The organism is Catenuloplanes sp. NPDC051500 (assembly GCF_044454585.1).
Lineage (GTDB): Bacteria > Actinomycetota > Actinomycetes > Mycobacteriales > Micromonosporaceae > Catenuloplanes.
In genome coordinates this window covers 1-21,232 of sequence record NZ_JBITDX010000019.1, presented here as the reverse complement: position 1 = coordinate 21,232, position 21,232 = coordinate 1, and the positions used below count along the sequence as shown (strand labels likewise).

Below are 21,232 nucleotides of genomic sequence, written 5' to 3'. Positions count from 1 at the left end.
ACCGCGCCGGCCTGATCCCCGTCAACACGCGCTGATGCGGGCTTGTCCGGCGGCTCCCCGGGTGGTGACCGGGGAGCCGCCGGCGTTTCAGCCGGTGATCACCTCGTTGGTGGCAAGCGCGGTGGTGCGCTGCTCGACAAGCGCCTTCAGGGTGGCCCGGTCGGTAGCGGCGGCCTCCGGGTCGGTGGTGGCGAGCCGGGCAGCGATCACATCGATCTGCCGCAGCGCGGCGCCACTTGCGAAGAGCTGCTGGTAGAGGTCGCGGTAGACCTCCTGGTAGACGGCCTTGAACGAGGCCGACTCCAGCGCCTTCTCCTTGAGCGCGTTGCCGCCCATCATCCGTCCGCCACCGGGCCCGCCCTGGCCGTCCGGGCCGCCGCCGCGCTGATTGAACTGCGGCATCTGCCCCTGCTGGCCGCCCTGCGGCGCGGCGCCCTGCTGGTCACCCTGCGGCGCGCCCTGCTGGTCACCCTGCGGCGCGGCCTGCTGACCGTCCTGCGGCGCGGCCTGCGGAGCGCCGGCCGGGCGTCTGCCGAAGGCGCCGGCGTCGAACGGGCCCTGGGTGGCCGAGCCCTGGAACGTCAGGTTCAGGTCCCAGGTGACGACGGAGATCTTGTGCGTCGTCAGGTCGTACCGGAGGTAGTAGTTCTGGCCCGGGCCGCTCATGTCGTCGAAGTTGAGCAGCAGGTTCTGCAGCGCCACATAGCTCGCGAACGACCGCACGTCCACCCGCTCGGCGAGCCCGGCGTCGAACTCCTCCGCGCTCGCCTCGCCGACCCACTTCATCAGCGCGATGACAGGTGCCAGGTCCTGGCTGCCGATCATGTTGATCTGCTTGAAGTCCTCCGTGTAGCCGGTCGGATCGTCACCCTTGTACGTGAACGAGCCGGTGGACAGCGCCTTGTAGAGCACCGAGCCGCCGATCTCGTCCGCGAACTGCTCGTCCGGGTGCTCGATCAGCAGCCGGGTCACGGCCGGCCGGTCGTTGACGGCGAACGTCGAGTAGGCGTACCGCTGGATCGGCTCACCGGTCAGGGCGATCAGGTCCAGGGAGAGCGCCTCGTTCATCACGCTTGACGTCGAGCCGCTGCCCACCCGTACCGCTATCTCCTGGTGCCCTTGATAGCGGCGTCCCTCGGCGAACTCGTCGAACTTGATCAGCCACGGCAGCTCCTCCGGCCGCGCGGTGTCAAGCGAGACCCGCCCGCCCATCCCGCCGCCACCAGGACCACCCTGCTGGCCGGCTTGTGGGCCGGCGCCGCCGGGGAAGCCCTCGAAGCCCTCCGGGAGGGCGCCCCCGCCGGGACCGCCACCGCCCCCGCGCTGGTTCTGCTGCGCCACCCCGTCGCGCATCAGCCCGCCGAGCGTGGAGTTGCCCTTCAGCCGGATGCCCACGCTCGGCACCACGGTCCCGTCGATTGTCAGGTCCGCCTCGACGTACTCCTTCTCGCCGTCGTCGAAGTAGCCGTCGAGCATGCGCTGGTAGTCGTCGTCGGTGAAGGAGAGCCGCAGGTCGTGCGCGGCCGCGGAGTCGAACACGTCCACGGTCCCGGCGATGTTCTCGGTCACCGCGGCGCCGGACTCGTCGGACGCGCTGAACACGTACGGCCGGATCCGCTCCGACCCGAAGACCAGCCCGACCACGCCGAGGAACGCCAGCGACACCCCGACCAGCCGCCAGTTCTGCCGCAATCGCACCGGAAGGTGCCGCCGCAGGGACCGCATCAGAGATCCGTCTGGTCGTAACCGGTAAGCACGGTCACCCGCTGCCCGCCGGTCCGCTCGCCGAGCGCGGTGATCAGCTCGGACGGTTCGGTGCCGCGTTTCAGCCGGACCGTGTAGAGCAGCTCGGTCAGCGCGCCGCCGCGGATCGACTCCATGCTGACCAGCTCGAACTCGGTGGTGAGCCGGACCAGCACGTCCCGCACGCCCTCGGTGTAGTCGCCCTCCGGCGGCACCTGCACCTTGACCACCTGCCGCTGTACGTCGAGGTGGTACCAGTTGAAGCGCTGCATGATCACGATGACCAGGCAGATCGCGACCGTGGCGATGACCGCGAGCGTGTAGAACCGGGTGCCGGCGGCCATGCCGACGCCCATCACCAGGAAGATGAAACCGACGTCCCGGGTCTCCTTGATCGCGTTCCGGAACCGGATCACCGACAGCGCGCCGACCAGGGCGAACGCGCGGGCGATGTTGGAACCGACGACCAGCATGATCAGCGAGATGAGCATGCCGAGGATGACAAGCGTCTGCACGTACGACTGGGAGTAGGACACGTTGCGGTGGGTGAACCGGTACACCCAGCCGATGAACGCGCTCAAGATGAATGACAGCGCCAGCACCACGGCGACGTCACCGCTGCTGAACGTGCCGGTGAGATCCTGTACCTCGAACACCTAAACCTCCACCGCATGCGGCTCGTCAACGGGAACGTGGAAGACCGAGCGCGGCGCGCGACCGAACGCCTCGACGGCCTGGCAGTACTTGGACATGCGGATGACGCCGAGCCCGTGCCGGGCGGTGAGGTCGGTCATCCAGTACGGGACGCGGTCGTTCGCCTTGACCTCGAGCACCGCGAGGCCGGCCGGCACGATCAGCCGGTTCTCCGCCTCCGCGCCGAGCTCCAGGTCGCGGTCCCGGCCGCGCACCCGGTGGTCGAGCGTGACGCGCAGGCCCAGGTCGGCGCCGCGGCCGACGAACGCCTCGCGCTGGTAGCCGGTCATCGCGACCGGCCGCAGGTCGAGCCCGGACACCAGGCCGAGGATCTCCTGGAGGAACGCGCCCTCGCGCGGCGAGTGGTCGATCATCCGCCGCGCGTCGCACAACTCGCGGGCCTGCGCGTACGGCAGCGTCACACGTCGTTTCTGGGTGACCCGGTTGACCCGCTGCTTGATCTCGACGTAGACCGGTGTCTCGTCCGAGATCGTGGTCCGGTCGCCGTAGTGCCGCACCCGGATCTTGCGCCGGAACTTCAGGCCCTCGATCTTCTCCCAGTAGAAGCGCAGCTGCCGGGTGTCGTAGTAGACGCTCCACACCGGATAGCCGCGTTCGCCCGCGTGCGAGTCCCGGTCCAGGTGCGCCGCGAAGGCGTCCCGTAACGCCGGCGCCGCGGACTGCGGCACCAGGTATTTGATCTCGTACCGGTTGAACGCATGCAACCGGCTCGGTGCCCGTAGCGAATGCCCCGGCTCGTCCGGGTGCTGCTCCGGCTCGCGCGGTTTCTCCGCACGCCGCCACCTGAGGCGCATCGACCACCCTCCGTCCTCTGCCGTACGTCGGCGGCATGAGGAAACCGGTCGTCGCTCGAAGCAGGCTCAGAGCCGAGCTGCGGATCGCTGAGAACGGAGGGTGAACGGCGGGTATCTGGCGAGGTGGGGGCAGGTGAACAGAAAATAAAATCAGCTCGCCGCGAGGACCTCCAGGACCGCTTCGCCGTACCGGGCCAGCTTCGCCTCACCGACGCCGCTCACCGACGACAGCTCGGCGAGCGAGGTCGGCTTGCGGGCGGCGATCTGCTTGAGCGTGGCGTCGTTGAACACGATGTACGCCGGCATGCCCTGCTCCTTCGCCTCGGCGCCACGCCAGGTCCGCAGCTTCTCGAACAGCGCGGCATCGCCCGGAGCCAGGTCGACGGGTGCGGCCTTGGGAGCGCCGCTCGACGTGGACTTGGACGACCTCGACCGGGAGGCCTTCTTCGGCTCGGTGCGAAGCATGACCGTGCGCTGCCGGCCCAGCACCTCCCGGCTGCCGTCAGTCAGGACCAGCACGCTGTAGTCGCCCTCGACCGCGAGCAGCCCCTGCGCGATCAACTGCCGGGCCACGCTGCGCCACTGCGCCTCGGACAGGTCCGCGCCGATGCCCCACACGGACAGCTCCTGGTGCCGGCCCCGGCGGGTGTCGTCCGTCTCGCGGGCGAGCAGCACGTCCACCGCCTTGCCGACGCCGTACTTCCTGCCGCGCTCCCGGTGCAGTCGCAGCACTGTGGAGAGCAGCTTCTGTGCGGGCACGGTGCCGTCCCACTGCTCCGGCGGGGCCAGGCAGGTGTCACAGTTCCCGCAGGGCTTCGTCGCGTCCTCGCCGAAGTAGTTGAGCAGCTGGATGCGGCGGCACTGCACGGTCTCGCAGAGCGCGAGCATGGCGTCCAGGTGGGTGGAGAGCGACCGCTTGTGCGCCAGATCGCCCTCGGACTGCTCGATCATCCGGCGCTGCTGCACGACGTCGTTGTACCCGTACGCCAGCCAGGCCGTCGACGGCTGCCCGTCCCGCCCGGCCCTGCCCGTCTCCTGGTAGTAGCCCTCCACCGATTTCGGCAGGTCCAGGTGGGCGACGAACCGCACGTCGGGTTTGTCGATGCCCATGCCGAATGCGACGGTGGCCACCATGACCAGCCCTTCCTCGCGGAGGAACCGGGACTGGTTGCGCGCGCGAACGCCCGAGTCGAGCCCCGCGTGGTACGGCAGCGCCGGGATCCCCTCCCGGGACAGGAACTCCGCGGTCTTCTCCACCGACGCCCGGGACAGGCAGTAGACGATGCCGGCGTCCCCCCGGTGCTCGGTGCGCAGCAGCTCGAGCAGCTGCTGCTGCGGCCCGTCCTTCGCCACGATCCGGTACTGGATGTTCGGCCTGTCGAAGCTGGCCACGAAGTGCTTCGCGTCGGTCAGCTTCAGCCGGGTGGCGATCTCCGAGTGCGTCGCGGTCGTGGCGGTCGCGGTAAGTGCGATGCGCGGCACGTCCGGCCAGCGCTCGTGAAGCATCGACAGCTGCAGGTAGTCAGGCCGGAAGTCGTGCCCCCACTGCGACACGCAGTGCGCCTCGTCGATCGCGAACAGCGAGATCTTGCCCCGGTCGAGCAGCTGCTGCACACCGGCCGTGCCGAGCGCCTCAGGCGCGAGGTAGAGCATGTCCAGCCGGCCGCCGACGAACTCCTGCTCCACCATCCGCCGCTGATCCATCGTCAGCGTCGAGTTGAGGAAGTCGGCCCGCACGCCGAGCGCCCGCAACGCGTCCACCTGGTTCTGCATCAGCGCGATCAGCGGGGAGATGACCACGCCGGTGCCGGGCCGGACCAGCGCCGGGATCTGGTAACACAGCGACTTCCCGCCGCCGGTCGGCATCAGGACAAGCGCGTCACCGCCGCCGACAACTGTCTCGATGATGTCCTGCTGGCTGCCGCGGAACGAGTCGTAACCGAAGATGCGGCGCAGCACCTCGGCCGGGCCGGCGCCGGTGAGATCAGGCGCATCCGGTGGCGGCGCCGTCGTGCCGGCCGCCGGGGTCGCCTCCTCCCAGCTGCCCAGATCCTCGTCATCTGCCCACTCGTCGGCCGGGGGCTCTTCGTCCACCGGCCAGTCGCGCCACTCCTCGTCCACGGCGGCGACTCTACCGACCCGCACCGACAGCGGCCGACCCCGCGGACCCGGAAACCGCCCGATCGGTCACAACGTTCTCTTGTAGTCCCGGAAACCACCTGACACGGTGAATCGCATGCCGTACCCGCCGGAGCCGTGGCACCTCCGCGGCCGCATGCACGTCTCGGTCTGGCTCCTGCCCGCCGCCGCACTGCCGCCGCACCCGCAGGGCCTCACCGCGCCGCCGCTGCGACTCGGTGGCCGCGTCCCGGTCGGCGCCGCCTGGGTCAGCTACGAGCCCGGCGGCGTCCTCAGCTACCGCGAGCTGCTCGCCGCCCGCCTGGTCCGCGATCGGGGCCGGTTGCGCGCCTCGATCACCGAGATCTGGGTCGACAGCGAGGCCTCCCGCGACGGCGGCCGCGAGCTCTGGGGCATCCCCAAAGACCTGTCCGCCCTGGTCACCGACTCACCCATGTCCGCCCCCGGCATCGCCGGCGCCGTCCTGCACCCCGGCCGGACGATCCCCGGCCGCTGGCCCGTCGCCCTCCGCCTCCTCCAGTTCCTCCACGGCCAACCCAAGACCACGGGGGTACGGGGAACGACAGCGATCCACCTCGGCCGGGCAAAATGGGATCCGGCCCCGGACGGCCCGCTCTCCTACCTGTCCGGCCACCGCCCCCTCCTGACGCTCACCCTCGCCGATTTCGACATCACCTTCGGCTCCCGGTGAGCTAGCTGTCGTAGTCGGCCGGATCGAGGCGGGCGGTGCGGCGGGTGTATTCGCCGCCGGAGCCGGGCCAGTTGGTGACGATGCGGCCGCCGGGGCCGGTGTACCAGTTCTCGCAGCCGGTCCAGACGCTTCGGGACAATCGCCGCTGCATCTCCGCGTCGTGGGCGGCGGCGCGCACCGGGGAGACCACGAGCGGCGCGGCGCCGGTGGACAGGTGACGCACGGCCTGGACGATGTAGCGGGCCTGGGCCTCGTGGAAGACGACGACAGAGGTGGTGCCGGTGTTCGTGTTCGGGCCGTAGACCAGGAACATGTTGGGGAAGTCCGGGACTGTCATGCCGAGATAGGCGTGGGCGCCGTCGCGCCAGGCCGACCGCAGCGTCACGCCGTCGCGGCCGGTCACCCACAGAGGGGCGATCAGCTCGGTGGCGGTGAAGCCGGTGCCGTAGACGAGCAGGTCGGCCTCGTGCAGCGCGCCGTCGGCGGTCCGCACGCCGCGCGGCTCGACGGCGGTGATCTTCTCGGTGACCAGGTCGACGTCGGGCCGGGCGAGCGAGGGCAGCCAGGCGTTCGTGAAGAGCGTGCGTTTGCAGCCGAGCGGGATGGTGGGCGTGACCTTGGCGCGGAGTGCCGGGTCGCGGACCTGCCAGCGGCGTTGCGCGGCGGAGAGCGCGCTTACAAGCGTGCGGGCGACCGGGTCCCCGGTGATCGCCCGGGTCGCGAACCAGGCCAGCACCAGCGTGGCGGCGCGCGCCGGCCGCATCGCGCCTGGCAGCCGGCGGTAGAGGAACCGCCGCGCCCGGCCGTACCGGCGATCGGGTTTGGGCATGGTCCAGGGAGCGGTGCGCTGGAAGACCGTGACATGCAGGGCGTCGCCGGCGATCGCGGGGACGAGTTGGATCGCGCTGGCGCCGGTGCCGATCACGGCGACCCGCCGGCCGGTGACCGTGACCGTGTCGTCCCAGGCGGCGGTGTGCAGGGCCCGGCCGGCGAACGAGGCCGAGCCCGGCAGCACCGGTACGACCGGTTTCGTCAACTGGCCGACGGCCGGGACCAGCACGTCCGCGGCGATCTCCTCGCCGGTGGCGGTGGTCAGCAGCCATCCGCCGGACTCCCAGCGCGCGGACGTGACCTCGGTGTTCAGCCGGATGTGCGGGGTGACGCCGAGCTCGTCCGCGCAGCGGCGCACGTAGGCGAGGATCTCGTGATGCGGGGGAAATCGTCGTGACCAGTGCGGGTTCGGGAAGAACGAGTACGAGTAGAGCGGCGCCGGCACGTCGCAGGCGCACCCGGGGTAGCGGTTGTCCCGCCAGACGCCGCCGATCTGCGCCGCGCGTTCCAGCAGCACGACGTCGGTGAACCCGGCCCGGCGCAAGAGCGCGGCGACCGCGATCCCGCCCAGTCCGGCCCCGATGATGGCGACGCTCGGCATGAAGCGGAACTTAACATCCGTTAACCTGCATATTCAAGTGTGTGGATCTACGAACGACGACCCTCTCGAAGGCTCGCAACACGAACGTCTGCCGCTGTTCCGGTTCCGCCACCAACTCCACCGGACAATCGAGCAACGCCGTCAGCCCCGCCTGCAACTCCAGCCGGGCCAGCGGCGCACCCAGGCAGAAGTGCAACCCGGCCCCGAACCCCACGTGCGGATTCGGATCGCGGCCCACGTCGAACCGGTCCGGTGCGGTGAACACGGCCGGATCCCGGTTCGCGGCGCCGAGCAGGGCGGCGATCTGCCCGCTGGCCGGCACTGTCACGCCGCCGACCTCCACCTCCTCGGTCGCGGTCCGCACGAACAGGTGCAGCGGCGGGTCGTACCGGATCATCTCCTCCACCGCGGACGGGATCAGCGACCGGTCCGCGCGCACCCTGGCCAGCTGCTCCGGGTGCCGGGCCAGCGCCACCCACCCACCGCCGAGCGCGTTCACCGACGCCTCGTGGCCGGCGTTGAGAAGCAGGATCGCGGACGCCACAAGCTCGTCCCCGGTCAGCCTGTCGCTCCCGTCCCGTACCCCCGTCAAATGGGTCACAAGGTCTTCCCGGGGTCGGCGCGTGCGCTCCTCGGCCAGTGCACGAAGGTAGTCGGCGAACTCGGCAGAGGCCCGCAGCGCCTCGGTCTCGACCTCGGCGGACCGCGACGGCTCGTACATCCGCACGATCGCGGCCGACCACGGCCGCAACAGATGACGATCTTCCGCCGGTACGCCGAGCAGCTCCGCGATCACGTCCACGGCCAGCGGCTCCGCGAAGTCCGCAAGCAGGTCGAACTCGCCGTCCCGCGCCTCAAGCAGCCCGCGCGCCCGCGCCGTGATCGACGGCCCGAGCCGCGCCACGTGCCCGCGCCCGAACGCGGACGCGACAAGCGACCGCAGCCTGGTGTGCGCCGGCGGTTCGTTCTCCATCATCTGATTCCGATGAAGCAGGTTGAACGGGGCAAACCTCTCCGCAGGCTCCCGATCCCGCCAGATCCGGCCCAGACGCCGGTCCCGGAGCACCGTCTGCGCGGTCGCGTGGCTTGCGGCCAGCCACATCTCCGAGGGTGCGTGCCAGACCACCGGGCCGCTCTCCCGCAGCCGGGCCAGAGCCGGATAGGGATCGTTGATCAGCTCCCGATCCGTGAAGTCGATCGCCATCGTCCTACCCTAGGGCGCATGGCCGAGATCACCACCCGTCCGGCGCCCGCACCGGCCGCGGTGCGGACGGCTCCGAGCGGCGAGGGCCATGATCGCGCCGGCAGCGTTCCCCGGCCGTCCTTGAAAACCTTGATCTTCCCGCTTCCGCGGTGGTCCGGCCCGCACGCTCCCGCGGGCCGCCGGTGCCGCCGTGGGCACGGAGGACCCGCCCGTGTGCGGCCCCGACCGCCCCGTCACCGAACGACGGTAGACGTTCAACGAATAAGAGCATCGGCGGTTACGGTGCAATTCGTTTTTTCACCTTAATTGCGCCTTGACCGACGGGAGAACGCACGGAATGGTGGATCTCCGTGAGTGAGCTTCCCGATTGGGTCCCGTCCGGCGTCGACGTCTCCGTGCCGAACGCCGCACGCATTCACGACTATGCGCTCGGCGGTCATCACAACTTTGCGATAGACCGTGAGTTCTGGCGTCGCGCCGAGACGCTCACCCCGGAAGCGCGCCCGATCGCGTACGCCCGGCGGGGCTTCCTCGGCCGTGCGGTGCGGTGGCTGGCCGGGCGCGGCGTGCGCCAGTTCCTGGACATCGGCTCCGGCCTGCCCACGCTCGGCAACGTGCACGAGGTGGCGGGCGACGCGGACCCGGCCGCCCGGGTGGTCTACGTGGACAACGACCCGGTCGCTGTGGTGCAGAGCCGCGCGCTGCTGGAGAGCGAGCCGCGCGCCCGTGCGGTGGAGGGCGATCTGCGCCGCCCCGAGGACATCCTCTACCACCCTGAAGTGCTGGAACTGCTCGACTTCTCGGAGCCGGTCGCGGTGCTGATGCTTGACGTGCTGCACTTCCTCGCGGACCTGGAACGGCCCGGCGAGATCGTCCGGCGGCTCGGCGAGGCCTGCGTCTCCGGCAGCTACCTGGTGGTCTCGCACCCGGCGCCGGACCAGGGCCGGGCGTTCGCGCCGCCACTGCCGGGCGAGGCCGTGACCGTGGCGCGGGATGCCGCGGAGATCGCCGCGTTGCTCGACGGTCTCGCGCTCGTCCCGCCCGGCGTGGTGCCGGCGACCGATTGGCATCCGGAGCCACTGACCGGTGAGACGTCACTGCCGGCCATACTCGTCGCGGTGGCCCGAAAATCGTGAATAAGCATCCGAAAGGATAAGCGAGGTGGATTTCCGAATGCGTCAACGGCCATAATCGTCGTCGCTGGGTCTCACCCCTCATGAGATCCGCACGCGGAAAGGTCGACTCATGTGCCAGCCCGACGAGACGGCGGATGCGGTCCGTCTCGCGCACGCCTGGATGCGTGCGGTCGCCGCGGTGACATTCGTGCCCGGGCCACGCCGGCGCGCGCTCGATCTGCTGGAGTCGTTCACGGTCCGGCTCACCGGCGCGCTCGCCGAGGAGCCGTTCGACGCCGAGGCCGGCTACCGGGTGGGTGAGGAGCTTGTCGACGCGCGGATCGCCGGCCCGGCCGCGCTCGGCGAGACGCTGCGCGTGCTCATTCCCGGACTGAGCCGGTTCGGTGACGGCGTCCGGGTCGGCGCGCTGCTCGGCCGGCTCGCGACCGGCTTCACCGAGACGCTGCGCGAGCGCGGGGCGGACGCCACCGAGAGCCTGCGCCGCGCGCTCGACACCACCCGCCGCCGGGAGGAGGCCGGCATCCAGCGCCGCTTGAAGAACGCGCTGCTCTACGACCCCCTCACCGGCCTGCCGAACCGGTCCAAGCTGCTCGACGGCCTGCGGTCGGTCGCCACCGGCGCGCTGCCCGGCGAGCGGGTCGGCCTCTGCCTGCTCGACATCACCAGGTTCAGCGCGGTCACCGACACGATGGGCCATGCGCGCGGCGACGAGTTGCTGCGGCTGGTCGCGGGGAAGTTGCGTGCGGTCGCCCACCGCCACCACTACTACCTGCACCATCTGGGCGACGACAGGTTCGCCGCCGTGATCACCGGAAGCCCTGGCAGCAACGACCTGATCAAGGCGGCCGACCTGCTGCTCCGCGCCCTGCCGAACCCGTTCGTGGCGGACGGTCACGCGATGCCGGTCACCGGCCGGGCCGGGATAGCGGAGGCCGCGGCCGCCGGCCTCACCCCGGCGGCGCTGTTGCGCTCCGCCACGATCGCGCTCGGCTGGGCGAAGCGTGACGAGGCCGGCCCGATCGCTGTCTACGACCCGGATCGTGGCGGCGCCGACGTGCGCCGGCACGAGCTGACCGCGGCCATGCCCGGTGCGCTCGACGACGGCCAGTTCCTGCTGCACTACCAGCCGCTCGTCGACCTGCTCGATCACCGGGTGGCCGGGGTGGAGGCGCTGGCCCGCTGGCGGCTGCCGGTGACCGGGCTGCTGCCGCCGGGCGAGTTCATCCGCCTGGCCGAGCGGACCGGCCTGATCCACAAGCTGGGCCTGCGCCTGCTGGACGAGGCCTGCGCGCACGGCGCCCGGTGGCAGCCGTCCGGTGCGTTCGTCAGCGTCAACCTGTCCCCGGTGCAGCTCGCCGACCCGGGCCTGGTCGCCATGGTCGCGGCCGCGCTGGACCGCAGCGGCCTGCTGCCGTCCCGCCTTCAGCTGGAGCTGACCGAGACCAGCGCGCTCCACGACCGGCACGACACGCTGCGCGGCCTCGCGGACCTGGGCGTGCGGATCGCGATAGACGACTTCGGCACCGGCTTCTCGAGCCTCGCCTACCTGGCGGACCTGCCGGTCACCGGCGTCAAGCTCGCCCCGCAGCTCCTCCACGGCCGGCCCGGTGACCGGATCCTGGACGAGCCGACGCTGCTGGCCGGCGTCATCCGCCTCTGCCACGACCTCGGCCTCACGGTCACGGCGAAGGGGGTGGAGACCGAGGCGCAGGCGGCCGTGCTCCGCCGCCTCGCCTGCGACCTCGGTCAGGGCTTCCGCTTCGCCCAGCCGGTACCGCCGGAGGACGTCACCCGCATGCTCACGTGACGCCCTACTCCGGCAGCGTCCGCGGGGTCAGCGGCAGGTAGACGCGGAACCGCGTGTCACCCGGCTCCGACGTCACCCGGATGTCGCCGCCGTGCTTGTTGACCACGATCCGGTAGGAGATGTCCAGGCCCAGGCCGGTGCCCTCGCCCACCGGCTTGGTGGTGAAGAACGGCTCGAAGATGCGGCTCAGGTTCTCCGGCGGGATGCCGTGGCCGGTGTCACCGATCGTCACGACCACGCAGTCGCCCTCGCGCTCGGTCCGCACGGTGAGCGTGCCGTGGTCGCCCATCGCGCCGAGCGCGTTGTCGATCAGGTTCGTCCAGACCTGGTTCAGCTCGGCCGCGTAGGCCGGCACCGGCGGCAGGCTCTTGTCGACCTCCTTCACAAGCGTCACGCCCGGCGGGATCTTCGATTTGATCATGATGAGCGTGGCGTGCAGCAGCTCGTGCACGTCCACCGTCTGGTACGGCGCCCGATCCAGCTGCGAGTACTGCTTCGTGGCCGTGACCAGCCCGGAGATCCGCCGTACCGCGTCGTCGATCTCGCCCATCAGCATTTCGGTGTCGACCGTGTAGGTGATGTACCGGACCGCCAGCTCCGCATAGTCGTCGCCGACCGCCGCGGTCACCCGGGACAGCCAGTCCGCGTCGATCCCGCCCGCGACAAGCACGCCCGCCAGGTCCCAGCCGCCCTCGACGCCGTGCGCCTCGAGCCAGTCGCCGAGCTCGTCCTCCGCGTCCGCGGTGGCCAGCGGCGACAGTTCCTCCGCGTGCGCGGCGCGCTTGACCGCGTCGTCCTGGAAGCGGACCAGCTCGTGGAGGCGCGAGCCGTCCATCCGGCCGTCCGCGATCTTGGCGAGCTTGTCCCGCATGCCGGCGATCCGGCCCCGCATCGCCTCGGTCGCCCGGACCGCGGCCGCGGCCGGATTGTTCAGCTCGTGGGTCAGGCCGGCGGAGAGTGCGCCGAGCGCGAGCAACCGCTGCCGCTCGCTGACCACGGTGCTCACCGCGCGCTGGCCGACGAACAGGCCGTCCAGCAGGTGCACGGCCATCGGGAACCAGTCGCGCATGATGCCGGCGAACGTCTCCGCGGGCAGCACCCACAGCTTCAGATCGGTGACCGCATGCATACTGTGCGGGTACGTGTGCTCGCTTGTCTCGCCCACGTACGCCCGGGTGGCGCCCGCGTACGAGCCACGCTGATCACTGCGGGTGAACTCGACCTGATCGCCGTTGACCAGTGCGGTCAGCGAGACCGTGCCCTCGAGCAGGACGTAGAAACAGGTGGCCGGCTCGCCCTCGCGGAACACGGTCTCGCGCGCGGACGCGGTCTCGATCGTTCCGTGCTCGGCCAGCCAGGCCAGCTTCTCGTCGTCGAGCTTCTCGAACAGGAAGAGCCCCCGCAGCTCCTCCACGGTCAGCTTCATCTGATCTCCCCGACGTTCACTGTGCCTCCAGATAGCGGTGGATCACCGAGACCGCCATGGCGCCCTCGCCGACCGCGGACGCGACCCGCTTCACCGACTCCGCACGCACGTCACCGGCCGCGAACACGCCCGGCATGCTGCACTCCAGGTGGTACGGGTCGCGCGGCAGCGTCCAGCCGTGCGGCCGCTCCCCGTCGGAGATCAGCGACGGCCCGGTCACGATGTAGCCGCGCCCGTCGCGGGCGACCGCGCCGTCCAGCCAGTCCGTGCGCGGCTCCGCGCCGATGAAGATGAACAGCCAGGACGTCTCCACCGTCCGCATCTCGCCGGTCGGCAGGTCGCGGAGCGTGAGCCGTTCGAGGTGCTCGTCGCCCTCGGCCGCGGTCACCTCGGTGCACGGGTGGACGACGACCTTCTCGTTCTCCGCGATCTGGTCGATCAGGTAGCTGGACATCGAACTGGTCAGGTCCGGCGCCCGGATGATCATGTGTACGCGGGACGCGTACCTGGCGAAGTACAGCGCCGCCTGACCTGCCGAGTTCGCCCCGCCGACAATGTAGACGTCGCTGTCCGTGCAGGACGGCGCCTCGGTGGCCGCGGAGCCGTAGAACACGCCGCGCCCGGCCAGCTCGCTGAGCCCTGGTGCCTGGAGCAGCCGGTACGACACACCTGTGGCAAGCACCACTGTGTGCGCCGCGATCTTCGTGCCGTCGTTGAAGTGCAGCACCCTTGTCGGCCCGGCCGCCTCCAGCCCGGTCACCTCGCGCGTGCTCAACAGCTCCGCACCGAACTTGAGCGCCTGCCGCCGCGCCCGGTCGGTCAACTGCGCGCCGGACACGCCGTCCGGGAAGCCGAGGTAGTTCTCGATGCGGCTTGACTGCCCTGCCTGGCCGCCGGTCGCCCGCTGCTCGATCAGCACTGTGCGCAGCCCTTCGGACGCGCCGTAGACCGCCGCACCGAGCCCGGCCGGCCCGCCGCCGACCACCACCAGGTCGTAGAAGTCGGACGCGGGCGTGGTGGAGAGGCCCACGTGCCCGGCCAGCTCCGCCGTGGACGGCTTGATCAGCGCCTTGCCCTCCGGCGTGATCACCACCGGCACGTCGTCCTCGGTGGCGCCCGCGGCCGCCAGCAGCCGCTTGCCCTCCTGGTCGTCGGAGAGATGCCAGCGGTACGGCACCAGGTTCCGTGCCAGGAAGTCGCGCACCTTGAACGACGGCTGGGACCAGCGGTGACCGATCACCCGCGTCTCCGTGGATGCGGCCTCCGGCGTCGACAGCCACGCCTCCAGCAGGCTGTCCAGCACCGGGTAGAGCTTCTCCTCCGGCGGGTCCCACGGCTTGAGCAGGTAGTGGTCCAGGTCCACCACGTTGATCGCGTCGATCGCGGCGGACGTGTCCGCGTACGCGGTGAGCAGCACCCTCCGTGCCCGCGGGAACAGGTCCATCGCCTGCTCGAGGAACTGGATGCCGTTCATGTGCGGCATCCGGTAGTCGGCGAGCAGCACGGCCACCTGCTCGCCGCGCAGCTTGATCTCCCGGAGCGCCTCGAGCGCGGACTCGCCCGAATCGGCACGAACCACCCGGTAGCGGTCACCGTAGCGGCGCCTGATGTCCCGCGCGACGGACCGGGACACGGCCGGATCATCGTCCACGGTCAGGATCGCGGAGTTCACCATGGCCCGTACCCCCGCTGAATTTTGATCATTTTTGCGCCCCGACCTCGTCGACGAAGCACCAGAGCCAGGTCTCGCCCGGCTCGATCGACTTCATCACCGGGTGCGTGGTCTCGTGGAAATGCGCTGTCGCGTGCTTGCCCGGCGACGAGTCGCAGCACCCCACGTGCCCGCACGTCAGGCACTCCCGCAGGTGGACCCAGTCGTGACGGCCGTTCGCCAGGCAGTCCTGACAGCCGTCGCCGGTCTGTGGCGCCGGCGATCCGGCCTCGGCGAGGTGTTCACACTTCAAGGAAGACTCCCCAGCTGCTAAGAACATTCCCTCCAAGTCTGCCCCCGCACGCGGGCGTGCGCCATCCCGTCCGGCAGGCGTGGGTAGGCTGATCACCATGACCGATGGACCCACGCAGGAGCAGGCCGACCGCGAGTTCTGGCTGCCGGAGAACGACGAGGGCCAGCTGTCCGCCGCCGACACGCTGAGCGACCGCGGCCTGGACGACGCGCTCGACGAGGGTTACAGCCCGCCGGAGCGCTACCGGGGCGCGACCGCGTTCGGCGTGACCGCGGAGGAGGCGCTCCAGGGCGAGAGCATCGAGGACCGCCTTCGCCAGGAGGTTCCGGACGTGTCCGCTGACACACCGACCCGCGACGCGCTCGACGACGGCGAGGGCGAGGAGACCGACGAGTTCTACGACGAGCAGGAGTCCGGCGACCGCCGGGCCGGCCGTCTCGTCGCGCCTGACCAGGGCCTCGGCGAGGACGAGGAGGCCGAGTCGTGGGGCGAGGACGTCGGCATCGACGGCGGCGCGGCCTCGGCCGAAGAGGCGGCTGTCCACATCGTCGACAGGCCCTGAGCAGGGGTTTGTGTCCGGCCACGGCGCGAACGGCGTCGGCATCGAGCGCCGCGCCTCCGACGCAGAACTGAAGCGGGCGAAGGATCAGCTCTCGTAATCGACGTCGTCGGCCCCGCTGAGATTCTCGACGCGTACCGGCCGGTCCCGGTCAAACGTGACGATCAGGCCGTAGGGCTCACAGATCGGCAGGCTCCCCTCCGCGAACCGCAGATCCCACTCGTCGCCGGTGCGGAACGTCAGATCCGGCTCGGAGAGCGGCAGCTCATGCGCCTCCAGCGCCTCGTACGCGGCCACGTCGTCGTCGGTCAACCCGAAGAACCCGGGGTCGGACAGCAACGAGGCGCGCAGGTAGCCGAGCGCCGCGTGCACGTACCGCTCAAGGTCCGCCACCACGTCCCGGATCAGCTCCTGATCGAGGCCGTCCGGAAAGTCCGGCTCGTCGCGCTCCCGCACCACATAGATTCGCACCTCCCGTCCGCCGGCCCACGGCACGGCCGGCGCCTCCGTCCCCCAGCACCGGATCCCGTCCGGCGCCTCCAGCCGCTGAAACTCCGGCAGAGTCATGACGTCCTCACGTAGTGCGATCTCACCGACGGCTGCCCGGTGTACCCGGCGCCCGCCCGGTCGTCCGCGACCACCGACGACGCCTCCAGCGCTGCGTCCGCAAGCAACTTCCCGCCTACCACGCGGGACAGCTAACCAGCTTTCCCCGCACCACGCCGACCCGCGTGACCGGCCTGCTCGTGCTCACGGCCGGACGGGAGCCGGCCCTCCTACGCCGCGCGCCGGGCCGCGGGTGTCTCCGCGGTGGCGGCGCCGCCCGGGATCGCGCGCAGGCGGCGGGCGGACGGCACGGACGGCAGGTCGGTCTCGGTGTCCAGGGAGAGGCGCCAGCGGGAACGGCCGTCGCGGTGGCCGGACGGCGGCTCGCCCTGATCCATGCTGGGGCGGGTCAGCACGACCACCACCAGGTAGCCGGCCAGCACCAGCGCGTGGCTGAGCAGCCGGACCGTCTCCACCCGGCCGGCGATCAGGTCGCCGGCCGAGAGCAGCACAAGCACGGACACGAACACGGTAAGCGTGGGCAGGATGCCGCTCGGGCGGCTGCGGCGCATGGCGATCCAGGCGAAACCGGCGCCGACCGCGAGGTTCCACGCGGCGGACTCGTTGATCAGATGGTTCGGGCTGGCGCCGGCCAGATCGGTGTGCGCGTGCCCGACGGCCGCGATCCCGGCGATCTGTGCCACGCCGAGGATGAACTGGCCGGCGCCGAGCACGCCGAGCAGCACCCGAAGCGTCAGCGCCAGCGAACGCCGCGCGCCGGCGGGGAGCACCGGCATGCGGAGACGGCGCCGGGGCGCGGGCAGCGCGTCAAGCACCGAGTCGTCCACGCCCGCGAACGGGGGAGCGCCGCCGCCGAGCAGCCCGGCCATCCGGGTGACGAGCGCGGCGTCGTCCGCGTACGCCCTGCACTCCGCGCACCCGTCGAGGTGCCGGTCCAGCGCGCCGCCCAGCCCGGTGTCCTCACCGTCGAGGCGCGCGGAGACCGCCTCCCGGAACGTCTCGCAACCGCCACCCATTACCCCACCGTCCCTGCACACCCGGTCCCACCCGTCCGGTCCTATGGTCGCGTATGCCGGGAGAAAAGTTCCCGCCGGACCGGGTAGCCTGCCTCCCATGCATACCAGCGGGCCGGACGAGGCGGAGCTCACGACCTGGGCGTTGCGTGCCGGAAAGGGCGATCGGGCGGCCGCGTCGGAGTTCATCCGCGCCACCCAGCAGGGCGTGCACCGGTTCCTCGCACACCTGGTCAGCCCTGGTGAGGCGGAGGATCTCGCGCAGGAGACCTATCTGCGGGCGATGCGCGCGCTGCCGTCGTTCGCGGCCCGTTCGTCAGCGCGCACCTGGCTGCTCTCGATCGCCCGCCGCGTTGCCGCCGACCACATCCGGTCGCTCGTGGCCCGGCCGCGTACCGCCGCGCTTGAGAACTGGGAACTGGCCGCGGACGCCACCGCCCCGGCCGCTGACGTGGCGGACGGCGTCGTTCTCGATCACCTGCTGCGCGGCCTCGACCCGGAGCGGCGGGAGGCGTTCGTCGCCACCCAGGTGCTCGGGCTCAGCTATCAGGAGGCGGCCGAGGTGTGCGGCTGCCCGATCGGCACGATCCGCTCCCGGGTGGCCCGGGCGCGCGAGGACCTGGTCACCGCGCTCGGCCACCGCCGGGCGAACCATCGCGCCACCAGCTAACTCAACGCCCCACGGATTGCCATCAGGCGCAGCTCCAACTCGTCCGCGACGATCTCGGCCAGGTACTCAAGCGATTTCAGGTGCTTCTGATCGGGATCGCGCGGCTTCCTGTCGATCACATTCACCGTGCCAAGGCGAAAACCGTCGCGGGTACGGATCGGGGCCGCCGCGTAGAACCGCAGTTTCATCTCGCCGGTGACCAGCGGATGTGCGACGGTCCGCGGATCCTTCGCCGCGTTGCGGACCACGTAGATGCCGTCCTGCCCTATCGCGGACGCGCAGAGCCCGGGTTCGTTTCCGAGCTGCCGCACCGCCAGTCCGTAGCAGGCGGCCAGCCAGATCCGGTTCTCCTCCACCATGGTCACCGACGCTATGGGGGTGTCCACGATGGTCGCGGCGATGTACGCGATCCGGTCGTACGCGGCCTCGGTGGGCCGGTCCACCAGCTGGTAACGACGCACTGCGGCCAGCCGTCGTGCCTCTTCAGCGGGGCTGCTGTCGAGGTACTCGTAGGTGTCGACCACGGGAAACCACCTATTGCTCGACGTCTATCGGTTTGCGGGTGCCCGCCAATGCCGATGCTAGCGGCCGGGGTGAATGCACGGAACTCGCCATGGCCCTCGGATGTGCAAATTGCATCTCGGCCCTTTGCGGTGATGTGGGAGATTACCCCGTTCGGAGTACCCGGCACGGTGCTGCACCTGTTCCCCGGCACGTTCCACGGCTCGACAAGGATCCCGGCCGCCGTGAGCCGCCGGGAGAGGGACGAGGCCACCGAGGTGCTCCGCGCCGGGCTGCGGCTCACCCCGCAAGCGTCTCGATGACCTTGGCGACCCGTTTCGCCCGGGTCTCGGCCGTCTTCGCGTCGGTCACCGGAAGGACAAGCGCGCGCTTCCTGCTGTAGGACAGCGCCTCGAACGCCGTCTTCGCGCCCGGGGAGCCGGCCAGCGCCGCCGCCAGATCGTCCGGCACCTCGACCTCGCGGGGCGCCTGGTCCAACTCCACCGACACCGTGACCGATTCGCCGGCTGAGATGCCCGCGCCCTTCCGGTGCTCCGCACTCACCGGAATCATCGACACACCACCCATCACCCCGACCGTGCTCCGGTAGGTGTATCCGTTGATCGTCACGCTGACCGGCGGTTTCCGCCCCGCCCCGAAACCCTCGATCACCTCGTCCGGCACCACCAGCCCGGTCGCCGACTTCCCGCTGAGCTGCAATTCCGTCGTGAACTCCATGACCGAATTCTTCAACACCCACACCATCACGGGGTACGGAACGCGCCCGGCCAGGTCCGGCGGAGCTCCTGCCGTACCGATAGGCGTGGTTGTTGCTTGGTCCCCCCACCGACGGGACCGCCCACGTGAGGCCCGCGTTCGCCGGGAGTGGCGCCGAGCCGGGAGGAGCGGAGCGACGACCATAGAATTGGCCCGTGACGGATGGCAACGGTGTCCCGGCCGTGGGCGAGGATCTCCTCGACGACCTGCGGTGGCGGGGCCTGATTCAAGACTCGACCGACATCGACGAGCTGCGCGCCCGCCTGGCCGCCGGGCCGGTGACGTACTACGTCGGGTTCGACCCGACCGCGGCAAGCCTGCACGTCGGTCACCTGGTGCAGGTGCTCACCGCGCGCCGTCTCCAGCTCGCCGGGCACTACCCGCTGCTGCTGGTCGGCGGCGCGACAGGCCAGATCGGCGACCCCCGGCAGAGCAGCGAGCGTGCGCTGAACCCGCCGGAGGTGGTGGCCGGCTGGGTCGGCTCGATCCGGGACCAGCTGTCCCCGTTCATGAGCTTCGACGGTGACAACGCCGCGCGGATGGTCAACAACCTGGACTGGACCGGCCCGACGTCGGTCATCGACTTCCTGCGCGACGTCGGCAAGCACTTCCCGGTCAGCAAGATGATCGCCCGCGACGTGGTGAAGTCGCGGCTCGAGTCCGGGATCAGCTTCACCGAGTTCAGCTACCAGCTGCTCCAGGCGAACGACTTCTACCAGCTGCACGAGCGGCACGGCTGCACGCTTCAGTTCGGCGGCTCGGACCAGTGGGGAAACATCACGGCCGGCGTCGACTTCATCCGCCGCCGCGGGGCCGGGCCGGTGTTCGCGTTCACCACACCGCTTGTGACGAAGGCGGACGGCACCAAGTTCGGCAAGTCCGAGGGCGGCGCGATCTGGCTCGACGCGACCATGACCAGCCCATACGCGTTCTACCAGTTCTGGCTCAACGCGGACGACCGCGACGTGAACAGGTACCTGCGGTTCTTCAGCTTCAAGAGCCGGGACGAGCTGACCGCGCTTGAGACGGCGACGGCGGAACGTCCGTTTGCGCGGGAGGCGCAGAAGGCACTGGCACTGGAGCTCACCACGCTTGTGCACGGCGCGGACGAGGCTTCGGCGGCGATTCTGGCGTCCGCCGCGTTGTTCGGCCGCGGCTCGCTCGGCGACCTGCCGGAGGGGACGCTTCGCGCCGCACTGGCCGAGGCCGGGTTGGTGCAGGTCAAGACGCTGACTCCGGTCGCGTCACTGCTTAAGGAGGCCGGCCTGGTCGCCTCGCTGAACGAGGCCCGGCGGGCGATCTCCGAGGGTGGCGCGTACGTGAACAACGAGCGGGTCACAGACAACGAGGCGACAGTGCCCGCGGATGCGCTCCTGCACGGACGTTTTCTGGTGCTGCGCCGGGGGAAAAAATCGTTCGCGGGCGTTGAGCTGCTCGGATAAGTTAGGGTCGATGGTGTGACGGGCGTCAAGCCACCCCGGTTTGGCGCTCGACATGTCCACCACGTAACGTTCTCTCTGCCCACGGGGAACCGGACGGAGACAGCGAGACACTCGCTGGAGGCCGGAGCCGAGGGGTAGTTCAGCTCCACCGGGCGAGGCGGGCCGATTTGGCGCCGCGGGAACGACCGGGTAACGTTGAACGAGCGACGGGGAACCGGGCGCGCTGGCGATACTTCGCCGCGGCCGGCTCGTCGAAAACCTACTGAACGAAATCACATCACAACGTGGTGTGTCTAGTGACGTGGGCGGGTGGCTTTCGGGTTTACAACTTGGAAACATCAAGTTGACGATACGGAAACAACCTGGTAGGTTACACCAAGTGCCCGGCGGGAACAAAGGGTGCGAATGCGAACGAAATACCCCACGCCGGGGTACGGCTTAGCCGATCACGGCGCGGTGTGTGGTTGTTCTTTGAGAACTCAACAGGGTGCTTGAAAAGCCAGTGCCAATTTATGATTGATACCCGGCCAGGGCTTTCGGATTCTTCGGGGTCCGTGGTTTCTGGTGGGATTCCTTTGGCAGTTTTGATTAACTGCCGGGACAGATTTTCTCTAGATTTCGTTGGAGAGTTTGATCCTGGCTCAGGACGAACG

General features: G+C 70.3%; 20 protein-coding genes. 7 read left to right on the top strand and 13 right to left on the bottom strand.

Features of this window, described 5'->3' with window-relative positions; genetic code table 11:
• Positions 1-87: 87 nt before the first annotated feature.
• From ACIA8K_RS30625 to recQ, 4 genes are all read right to left on the bottom strand, one after another.
• Positions 88-1,725 carry a CotH kinase family protein gene (locus ACIA8K_RS30625; RefSeq protein ID WP_396065487.1) on the bottom strand — a complete coding sequence of 546 codons (1,638 nt, stop codon included), beginning with the start codon at positions 1,723-1,725 and terminating at the stop codon, positions 88-90.
• Positions 1,725-2,399 (bottom strand): DUF4956 domain-containing protein, encoded by a 675-nt coding sequence (locus ACIA8K_RS30620; protein ID WP_396065485.1) that lies wholly within the window; start codon positions 2,397-2,399, stop codon positions 1,725-1,727. The genes ACIA8K_RS30625 and ACIA8K_RS30620 overlap by 1 nt, the downstream gene beginning before the upstream one ends.
• Positions 2,400-3,251: a polyphosphate polymerase domain-containing protein gene (locus ACIA8K_RS30615; protein WP_396065483.1), complete on the bottom strand. Its 852-nt coding sequence runs from the start codon at positions 3,249-3,251 to the stop codon at positions 2,400-2,402.
• A gap of 150 nt (positions 3,252-3,401) precedes the next feature.
• Positions 3,402-5,210 carry a DNA helicase RecQ gene (recQ, locus tag ACIA8K_RS30610; RefSeq protein ID WP_396065729.1) on the bottom strand — a complete coding sequence of 603 codons (1,809 nt, stop codon included), beginning with the start codon at positions 5,208-5,210 and terminating at the stop codon, positions 3,402-3,404.
• 277 nt (positions 5,211-5,487) lie between these two features.
• Between recQ and ACIA8K_RS30605 the strand changes: the two genes are divergently transcribed.
• Positions 5,488-6,081: an acetoacetate decarboxylase family protein gene (locus ACIA8K_RS30605; RefSeq protein ID WP_396065481.1), complete on the top strand. Its 594-nt coding sequence runs from the start codon at positions 5,488-5,490 to the stop codon at positions 6,079-6,081.
• Between the two features lies 1 nt (position 6,082).
• Here ACIA8K_RS30605 and ACIA8K_RS30600 read toward each other — a convergent pair whose 3' ends face one another.
• Both ACIA8K_RS30600 and ACIA8K_RS30595 read right to left on the bottom strand, forming a co-directional pair.
• A complete protein-coding gene (locus tag ACIA8K_RS30600; RefSeq protein WP_396065479.1) occupies positions 6,083-7,513 on the bottom strand; it encodes a flavin-containing monooxygenase in 1,431 nt (476 codons plus the stop codon).
• Between the two features lie 10 nt (positions 7,514-7,523).
• Positions 7,524-8,717 carry a cytochrome P450 gene (locus ACIA8K_RS30595; RefSeq protein ID WP_396065477.1) on the bottom strand — a complete coding sequence of 398 codons (1,194 nt, stop codon included), beginning with the start codon at positions 8,715-8,717 and terminating at the stop codon, positions 7,524-7,526.
• Positions 8,718-9,067: 350 nt separating this feature from the next.
• Here ACIA8K_RS30595 and ACIA8K_RS30590 point away from each other — a divergent pair, with 350 nt between their 5' ends.
• A complete protein-coding gene (locus tag ACIA8K_RS30590) occupies positions 9,068-9,853 on the top strand; it encodes an SAM-dependent methyltransferase (RefSeq protein ID WP_396065475.1) in 786 nt (261 codons plus the stop codon).
• 109 nt (positions 9,854-9,962) lie between these two features.
• Positions 9,963-11,660, top strand: coding sequence for a putative bifunctional diguanylate cyclase/phosphodiesterase (locus ACIA8K_RS30585; protein WP_396065473.1), 1,698 nt, complete (start codon positions 9,963-9,965; stop codon positions 11,658-11,660).
• A 4-nt stretch (positions 11,661-11,664) separates the two neighbouring features.
• Here the strand turns inward: ACIA8K_RS30585 and ACIA8K_RS30580 are convergent, their stop codons facing one another.
• From ACIA8K_RS30580 to ACIA8K_RS30570, 3 genes are read right to left on the bottom strand one after another with little or no spacing between them, the layout of a single operon-like run.
• Entirely contained in the window at positions 11,665-13,086 is a 1,422-nt protein-coding gene (locus ACIA8K_RS30580; RefSeq protein ID WP_396065471.1) for an ATP-binding protein, read from the bottom strand.
• Positions 13,087-13,102: 16 nt separating this feature from the next.
• On the bottom strand, positions 13,103-14,761 hold the full coding sequence (locus ACIA8K_RS30575; RefSeq protein WP_396065469.1) for an FAD-dependent oxidoreductase: 1,659 nt from the start codon (positions 14,759-14,761) through the stop codon (positions 13,103-13,105).
• Positions 14,762-14,786: 25 nt separating this feature from the next.
• A complete protein-coding gene (locus tag ACIA8K_RS30570) occupies positions 14,787-15,050 on the bottom strand; it encodes a UBP-type zinc finger domain-containing protein (RefSeq protein WP_396065467.1) in 264 nt (87 codons plus the stop codon).
• Positions 15,051-15,147: 97 nt separating this feature from the next.
• On the opposite strand from ACIA8K_RS30570, the gene ACIA8K_RS30565 reads away from it, so the two are divergent.
• Positions 15,148-15,612: a DUF5709 domain-containing protein gene (locus ACIA8K_RS30565; RefSeq protein WP_396065465.1), complete on the top strand. Its 465-nt coding sequence runs from the start codon at positions 15,148-15,150 to the stop codon at positions 15,610-15,612.
• 84 nt (positions 15,613-15,696) lie between these two features.
• Here ACIA8K_RS30565 and ACIA8K_RS30560 read toward each other — a convergent pair whose 3' ends face one another.
• Both ACIA8K_RS30560 and ACIA8K_RS30555 read right to left on the bottom strand, forming a co-directional pair.
• The gene (locus tag ACIA8K_RS30560) at positions 15,697-16,176 is read right to left on the bottom strand and encodes a hypothetical protein (protein WP_396065463.1); all 480 of its coding nucleotides are present in this window, start codon (positions 16,174-16,176) and stop codon (positions 15,697-15,699) included.
• Between the two features lie 209 nt (positions 16,177-16,385).
• A complete protein-coding gene (locus ACIA8K_RS30555; protein WP_396065461.1) occupies positions 16,386-17,192 on the bottom strand; it encodes a zf-HC2 domain-containing protein in 807 nt (268 codons plus the stop codon).
• Positions 17,193-17,289: 97 nt separating this feature from the next.
• Between ACIA8K_RS30555 and ACIA8K_RS30550 the strand changes: the two genes are divergently transcribed.
• Positions 17,290-17,859, top strand: coding sequence for a sigma-70 family RNA polymerase sigma factor (locus ACIA8K_RS30550; RefSeq protein ID WP_396065459.1), 570 nt, complete (start codon positions 17,290-17,292; stop codon positions 17,857-17,859).
• Here ACIA8K_RS30550 and ACIA8K_RS30545 read toward each other — a convergent pair.
• Positions 17,856-18,383, bottom strand: coding sequence for a GAF domain-containing protein (locus ACIA8K_RS30545; protein ID WP_396065457.1), 528 nt, complete (start codon positions 18,381-18,383; stop codon positions 17,856-17,858). The two genes, ACIA8K_RS30550 and ACIA8K_RS30545, sit on opposite strands and share 4 nt — an antisense overlap.
• A gap of 132 nt (positions 18,384-18,515) precedes the next feature.
• On the opposite strand from ACIA8K_RS30545, the gene ACIA8K_RS30540 reads away from it, so the two are divergent.
• Positions 18,516-18,683: a hypothetical protein gene (locus tag ACIA8K_RS30540; protein WP_396065455.1), complete on the top strand. Its 168-nt coding sequence runs from the start codon at positions 18,516-18,518 to the stop codon at positions 18,681-18,683.
• Here the strand turns inward: ACIA8K_RS30540 and ACIA8K_RS30535 are convergent.
• Positions 18,661-19,098, bottom strand: a complete 438-nt coding sequence (locus tag ACIA8K_RS30535) for a YdeI/OmpD-associated family protein (RefSeq protein WP_396065453.1) — start codon at positions 19,096-19,098, stop codon at positions 18,661-18,663. The genes ACIA8K_RS30540 and ACIA8K_RS30535 overlap by 23 nt on opposite strands.
• 194 nt (positions 19,099-19,292) lie before the next feature.
• Here ACIA8K_RS30535 and tyrS point away from each other — a divergent pair, with 194 nt between their 5' ends.
• Positions 19,293-20,579, top strand: a complete 1,287-nt coding sequence (tyrS, locus tag ACIA8K_RS30530) for a tyrosine--tRNA ligase (RefSeq protein WP_396065451.1) — start codon at positions 19,293-19,295, stop codon at positions 20,577-20,579.
• Positions 20,580-21,232 lie beyond the last annotated feature (653 nt).

Excerpts from the sequence above, each read along its gene's own strand:
- ACIA8K_RS30585 (WP_396065473.1), top strand. The coding sequence starts at position 9,963 with ATGTGCCAGCCCGACGAGACGGCGGATGCGGTCCGTCTCGCGCACGCC.
- ACIA8K_RS30565 (WP_396065465.1), top strand. The coding sequence starts at position 15,148 with ATGACCGATGGACCCACGCAGGAGCAGGCCGACCGCGAGTTCTGGCTG.
- ACIA8K_RS30535 (WP_396065453.1), bottom strand. The coding sequence starts at position 19,098 with ATGGAGTTCACGACGGAATTGCAGCTCAGCGGGAAGTCGGCGACCGGG.
- ACIA8K_RS30550 (WP_396065459.1), top strand. The coding sequence starts at position 17,290 with ATGCATACCAGCGGGCCGGACGAGGCGGAGCTCACGACCTGGGCGTTG.
- ACIA8K_RS30560 (WP_396065463.1), bottom strand. The coding sequence starts at position 16,176 with ATGACTCTGCCGGAGTTTCAGCGGCTGGAGGCGCCGGACGGGATCCGG.
- ACIA8K_RS30595 (WP_396065477.1), bottom strand. The coding sequence starts at position 8,717 with ATGGCGATCGACTTCACGGATCGGGAGCTGATCAACGATCCCTATCCG.
- ACIA8K_RS30575 (WP_396065469.1), bottom strand. The coding sequence starts at position 14,761 with ATGGTGAACTCCGCGATCCTGACCGTGGACGATGATCCGGCCGTGTCC.
- ACIA8K_RS30555 (WP_396065461.1), bottom strand. The coding sequence starts at position 17,192 with ATGGGTGGCGGTTGCGAGACGTTCCGGGAGGCGGTCTCCGCGCGCCTC.
- ACIA8K_RS30580 (WP_396065471.1), bottom strand. The coding sequence starts at position 13,086 with ATGAAGCTGACCGTGGAGGAGCTGCGGGGGCTCTTCCTGTTCGAGAAG.
- ACIA8K_RS30605 (WP_396065481.1), top strand. The coding sequence starts at position 5,488 with ATGCCGTACCCGCCGGAGCCGTGGCACCTCCGCGGCCGCATGCACGTC.
- ACIA8K_RS30600 (WP_396065479.1), bottom strand. The coding sequence starts at position 7,513 with ATGCCGAGCGTCGCCATCATCGGGGCCGGACTGGGCGGGATCGCGGTC.
- ACIA8K_RS30615 (WP_396065483.1), bottom strand. The coding sequence starts at position 3,251 with ATGCGCCTCAGGTGGCGGCGTGCGGAGAAACCGCGCGAGCCGGAGCAG.
- ACIA8K_RS30625 (WP_396065487.1), bottom strand. The coding sequence starts at position 1,725 with ATGCGGTCCCTGCGGCGGCACCTTCCGGTGCGATTGCGGCAGAACTGG.
- ACIA8K_RS30540 (WP_396065455.1), top strand. The coding sequence starts at position 18,516 with ATGTGGGAGATTACCCCGTTCGGAGTACCCGGCACGGTGCTGCACCTG.